Origin of the sequence: Fretibacterium fastidiosum, assembly GCF_000210715.1 — a bacterium.
Lineage (GTDB): Bacteria > Synergistota > Synergistia > Synergistales > Aminobacteriaceae > Fretibacterium > Fretibacterium fastidiosum.
Genome location: NC_021038.1, coordinates 1,226,551 through 1,231,833 on the forward strand (window position 1 = coordinate 1,226,551; position 5,283 = coordinate 1,231,833).

A 5,283-nucleotide genomic window follows, 5' to 3' on the forward strand; every position below is an offset into this window, starting at 1 on the left:
ATGAAGATGGAGAACGAGATCTTTGCGACCTCCGACGGCACGGTTTCCGAGGTCCGCGTCGGCAGCGGCGCCTCGGTCAACACGGGCGACGTCCTGGTCGTCATCGCCTGATCCGAAAAGGAACGGCGGGGTGGGCCTGCGCGACGCGGAGGGCCTCACCCTCCCGCTTGACCTGGATTGACGCAGGGAGAGGCCCCCTCCCCGATCCCCTGAGGGGATCGGGGAGGGGGCCTCGTCAATTTCTGCGCCGCCGAGACGGGCGGGGATTCCCTCCGGCCTGCAACTCGCGCTATTACGTGCTATCATTAGTGAGGTTCATGAACGGGGGTTCGGTTGGGCCGGCCCTGCCCCGCCCTCGGAGCGGCAGAGCGTCCCCGCCCCGCCGAGGGCTTCCGCAGGATACTTTGTGGAGGTGTTTTATCGATGAAGGCAGCTGTTGGGTGTGATCACGCCGGTTTCGTCTTGAAGCGGGCCGTGCTGGACTTCCTGAAGGAGAGGGGGATCGAGGTTCAGGACTTCGGAACCTTCTCGGAGGACAGGGTGGACTATCCGGACTTCGCCCTGGAGGTCGCCCGTGCGGTCTCGCTGGGGGACGCCGACTGCGGCGTCCTGCTCTGTGGGACGGGGATCGGCATGGCCGTTGCGGCGAACAAGGTGAGCGGGGTCCGCGCCTCGGCCTGCAACGACGTCGAGAGCGCCAGGATGGCGAAGGCCCACAACGACTTGAACGTCATCACGCTCGGCGGGCGCTTCATCAAGCCGGAACAGGTCCGCGGGATCCTGGACGCCTGGCTCGCGACGCCCTTCGAGGGAGGGCGTCACGTGCAGCGCCTCAACAAGATCGCCATGGCGGAGCAAACGACCCTCAGCGTCGGCAGCTCAGGGGAGGGGCGCGTCGCCATCTTCAACCATCCGCTGGTCCAGCACAAGGTGGGCATCATCCGGGACAAGGACACCAACGTCAAGGAGTTTCGGGCGCTGGTCCAGGAGATCGCGGGCCTGATGGTCTACGAGATCACGCGGAACCTCCCCCTCCAGGAGATCGAGGTGGAGACGCCCGTGGCCCGGACGAAGGCCCAGACCCTCGCGGGCAAGACGATCGCCGTCGTGCCCGTGCTGCGGGCGGGACTCGGCATGGTGGACGGCATCCTTCAGCTGATCCCCAACGCGAAGGTGGGGCACATCGGCCTGTACCGCGACCCGGACACGCTGGTCCCCGTGGAGTACTACTGCAAGCTGCCGCAGGACGTGGAGGAGCGCGACGTCTTCGTCCTGGACCCCATGCTGGCCACCGGAGGGTCCGCGTCGGCCGCCATCTCCCTGATCAAGGAGCGGGGCGGGAAAAAGGTCTCGCTGGTCTGTCTGATCGCCGCCCCGGAGGGCATCGAGCGCGTCCACAGGGAGCACCCGGACGTGGACGTCTTCATCGCCTCCCTGGACTCCCACCTGAACGATCACGGCTACATCGTCCCCGGCCTGGGGGACGCGGGCGACCGCCTGTTCGGGACGAAGTAGGGGCGCGCCCTTGCTCGACGTCAGGCTCTTGCTCCTGGGGCTGGGGGGGTTCTTCTGGGGCGGCATGATGACGCCCTTCTCCATCCGCCTGGCGGAGCGGTACGGGATCCTGGACGTTCCGGACCCCCGAAAGCTCCACACGAGGCAGATGCCGCGAGGGGCCGGCCTGGGCCTCTGGTTCGGCTATCTGCTCCTCGCCCTCTGCCTCGTGGGGCGCATGCCCACACTGCGCTGCTCGTCCCTGGGGGCGACGCTGATCTTCCTCTGCGGCTATCGGGACGACATGCACTCCCTGAGCCCGTTCCTGCGCCTGGCGCTCCACTTCGTCGCCTCCGCCCTGGCGGTCCTTCCGCTGCACCTGCCGTTTCTGACCTCGATCCTCGCCCTGGTGTGGGTGGCGGGGGTCACGAGCGCCTACAACCTCATCGACGGGGTGAACGGCCTCTGCATCTCCCTCTTCATGGCGTCCATGGCGGCGCTGTGCTTTCTGGAGGCGGCCCCCGTGGCCGTCTGCATGGGGGCGATGTCGCTTGGCGTCCTGTGCTGGAACTTCCCGGAGGCGCAGACGTTCCTCGGAGATGGCGGAAGCACGCTCCTGGGCTACCTGTTCGCCGTCCACTTCGCGGCCTCGGCGCTGCCCAGGGTGCCGGGGGCCGGGCTGCACGAGTCGATCCTGCTCCTCCTGCTCTTCGGGGGAGTCCCCGTCCTGGACACGATGGCCGCCTTCAGCCGCCGCATCCTGATGGGGCGCTCCCCCTTCTTTCCGGACCGGGGCCACCTGCACCACCTTCTGATGGCCCTGACGGGGTCCCCCCTGTGGTCGGTGGTCGTCCTCCTGGCCCTTCAGGCCCTCTCCCTGCTGGGGGGACTTGCCGTGTACGCACGGCTGCTGTAACGCTGAACGGTGAAAAAATGCGGGGTGCGGTAATGCATAAAGTGACGTGTGTGGTTGGAACAAGGCCTGAGGCCATCAAGATGGCCCCGGTGATTCGCGTTCTTCGCGAGAACGGAAATTTTGACGTGACGGTGCTGGCGACGGGACAGCATACCGACATGCTGGTTCAGGCGCTGTCACACTTCTGCATCAAGGCGGACGTGAACCTCAACATCATGAGGCGCCGCCAGTCGCTGGACCACATCACCTCCTCGGTGCTGACGGGGGTGGGAAGCTTTCTGGACGGCGCGCCCCAGGACATGATCCTGGTGCACGGGGACACCTCCACGACCCTGGCGGCGGCCCTGGCGGCCTTCTACCGCCACATCCCCATCGGCCACGTGGAGGCGGGCCTGCGAAGCCACAACATGGCCCTCCCCTTCCCCGAGGAGGCGAACCGGGTTTTGACGGACCGCCTGGCTTCCCTCTACTTCACGCCCACCGAGAGCGACGCGGAGAACCTGCGGCGCGAGGGCGTGGACCCCAGGAGGATTCACGTGACGGGGAACACGGTGATCGACGCGCTGTTCTGGACCCTGGAGAACCTGGCGCAGCCGGAGGTCCTGCGCGAGCTGCCCCCCGAAACGCCCCTCGTCCTCATGACGGCGCACCGCAGGGAGTCCTGGGGCGAGCCCCTGATGCGCATCTGCAGCGCGGTCTCCGAATTGATTCAGCAGAGGCCCTACGTTCGGGTCCTGGTCCCGCTCCACAAGAACCCGGAGGTCCGGGACCGCATCCAGGAGCGGCTGGGCATGTACCCTCAGATGCTCTTCACGGAGCCCCTCTCCTACCCGGACTTCGTCTCCGCCATGAACCGGAGCCTCTTCATCCTCACCGACAGCGGGGGGATTCAGGAGGAGGCCACCGCGCTGCGCAAGCCCGTCCTGATCATGCGCACCCTGTCGGAGCGTCCGGAGGCGGTCACCCTGGGCACGGGGGTGCTGGTGGGCACGGAGCGCGAGACGATCCTCCGCGAATCCCTGCGCCTCCTGGACGACGCGGCCTATCGCCGCTCCTTCTCGGACCGGGGGATGCCCTTTGGGGACGGCACCGCGTCCCCCAGGATACGGGACGTCATCGGGCGCTTCTTCAACAGCGGCACCGACGAGGACTGGGAGATCGATTTGAAATGAACGTGATGAGGATAGAGGGGGGGCGGCCCCTTCAGGGGACGGTCCGCACTCAGGGGGCCAAGAACGCCGCGCTTCCCGTCATGGCGGCCTGCCTGCTCCTGAAGGGGGGGGCGCTGACGCTCGCCAACGTCCCGGAGCTCTACGACGTGAGCACGATGATGGAGCTGCTGACGGCGCTGGGCGTCACGGCGCGGCGGGAGGGCAAGGAGGTGACCCTCGGCGTCGCCGACGAGGTGTCCTGGGAGGCGCCGGAGTCCCTGGTCCGCAAGATGCGGGCCTCGTCCCTGGTGCTGGGGCCCCTCCTGGCCCGCTGCGGGCGGGCCGCCCTGCCCCTGCCCGGCGGCTGTTCCATCGGCAGCCGGCCCATCGACCTGCACCTCAAGGGGCTCGTCCAGATGGGGGCGAAGATCGAGATACGGAACGGCGTCGTCTGCGCTCAGGCGGACCGCCTGCGGGGCCGGCGCATCTACCTGGACTTTCCGTCGGTGGGGGCCACGGAGAACCTGATGATGGCCGCGGCGTTGGCACAGGGGGAGACGATCATCGAGAACATAGCGCGGGAGCCGGAGATCGACAACCTGGCGGCCGTCCTGCGCAGCATGGGCGTGCCCATCGACATGGAGGGGACGGGCTGCGTCCGCATCAAGGGTGTGGAGGAGGTGCGGTCCTGCCGGGAGCGGGTCATCCCCGACCGCATCGAGGCCTGCACCTACCTCCTGGCCGGGGTGATGACGGGTGGCAGGGTCACGGTGGAGGACGCCATCCCGGCCCACATCGATTCCCTCCTGGCGAAGCTGGAGGAGGCCGGGGTGCGGTTTGCGGTCAACGGCAGCGCCGTGACCGTCTTCCCCGCGGACCGGCTGCAGTCCGTCTCCCTCAAGACGATGCCCTTTCCGGGCTTCCCCACGGACCTCCAGCCCCAGATGGCCGCCGCTCTCTCCCTCGCAGAGGGGACCAGCGTCATCGAGGAGAGCGTCTTTCAGGCGCGCTTCCTCTACGCGGCGGAGCTCAACCGCATGGGGGCGGACATCCGCGTCAAGGGGGACACCGCCGTGATCAGCGGCGTGGAGCGGCTGAGCGGCGCCAACGTCAAGGCGACGGACCTCCGGGCGGGGGCGGCGCTCATCATCGCGGGCCTCGCCGCTCAGGGGCGAACCCAGGTGGAGGACATGGTCCACGTCTGGCGCGGCTACGAGGCCATCGACGTCAAGCTGCGCTCCCTGGGCGCGCAGGTGGAGCTGGCGGAGGACGTGAGGTGATGGAGGTCCCCCGCTCCGACGCCCATGGGGGGCAGCCGGAGGGCGAAACGCCGCGCCGTGGCCTCTCGGCGATCGAGGTCTACGCCTTCGTGGGGCCGGCGGGCACGGGCAAGAGCCAGCGCGCCTCCCACGTGGCGCGCCAGTACGGCATCGACCTGATCATCGACGACGGCCTGGTCGTCGCCAGGGGCCGCATCATGGCGGGGCGCAGCGCCAAGTCGGAGACGAACATGGTGCGGGCCATCCGGCGGGCGATCTTCGACTACGCGCCGCACCGCGAGGAGGTCCTGAAGTACCTGTCGGCCCGCGCGCTCCGCGCCCCCTGCCGGCTGATGATCCTGGCCACGTCGGAGGGCATGGTCCGCAAGATCACCGCCAAGCTGGGGCTCAACGACCCCGTGGCGTTCATCGACATCCACGACGTGGCCACGCCGGAGGAGAT

At 68.3% G+C, this 5,283-nt stretch carries 5 protein-coding genes and 1 pseudogene; all 6 read left to right on the top strand.

The window, feature by feature from the left end; genetic code table 11:
* Positions 1–6: 6 nt before the first annotated feature.
* Positions 7–111 (top strand): biotin/lipoyl-containing protein, encoded by a 105-nt coding sequence (locus SY1_RS05650; RefSeq protein WP_423868987.1) that lies wholly within the window; start codon positions 7–9, stop codon positions 109–111.
* A gap of 312 nt (positions 112–423) precedes the next feature.
* Entirely contained in the window at positions 424–1,515 is a 1,092-nt protein-coding gene (gene upp, locus SY1_RS05655; RefSeq protein ID WP_015556449.1) for a uracil phosphoribosyltransferase, read from the top strand.
* A 10-nt stretch (positions 1,516–1,525) separates the two neighbouring features.
* On the top strand, positions 1,526–2,410 hold the full coding sequence (locus SY1_RS05660) for a glycosyltransferase family 4 protein (RefSeq protein WP_208873015.1): 885 nt from the start codon (positions 1,526–1,528) through the stop codon (positions 2,408–2,410).
* Between the two features lie 32 nt (positions 2,411–2,442).
* Complete coding sequence (gene wecB, locus SY1_RS05665; RefSeq protein ID WP_208873017.1) at positions 2,443–3,582, top strand: non-hydrolyzing UDP-N-acetylglucosamine 2-epimerase; 1,140 nt, start codon at positions 2,443–2,445, stop codon at positions 3,580–3,582.
* A complete protein-coding gene (murA, locus tag SY1_RS05670; protein ID WP_015556451.1) occupies positions 3,579–4,841 on the top strand; it encodes a UDP-N-acetylglucosamine 1-carboxyvinyltransferase in 1,263 nt (420 codons plus the stop codon). The genes wecB and murA overlap by 4 nt, the downstream gene beginning before the upstream one ends.
* A pseudogene (locus SY1_RS05675) lies at positions 4,841–5,283 on the top strand (hypothetical protein); the annotation flags it as partial. The gene murA and the pseudogene SY1_RS05675, both read left to right, overlap by 1 nt.

Bases quoted from the DNA above. Each gene is read 5' to 3' on its own strand.
- wecB (WP_208873017.1), top strand. From the start codon at position 2,443: ATGCATAAAGTGACGTGTGTGGTTGGAACAAGGCCTGAGGCCATCAAG.
- murA (WP_015556451.1), top strand. From the start codon at position 3,579: ATGAACGTGATGAGGATAGAGGGGGGGCGGCCCCTTCAGGGGACGGTC.
- upp (WP_015556449.1), top strand. From the start codon at position 424: ATGAAGGCAGCTGTTGGGTGTGATCACGCCGGTTTCGTCTTGAAGCGG.
- SY1_RS05650 (WP_423868987.1), top strand. From the start codon at position 7: ATGGAGAACGAGATCTTTGCGACCTCCGACGGCACGGTTTCCGAGGTC.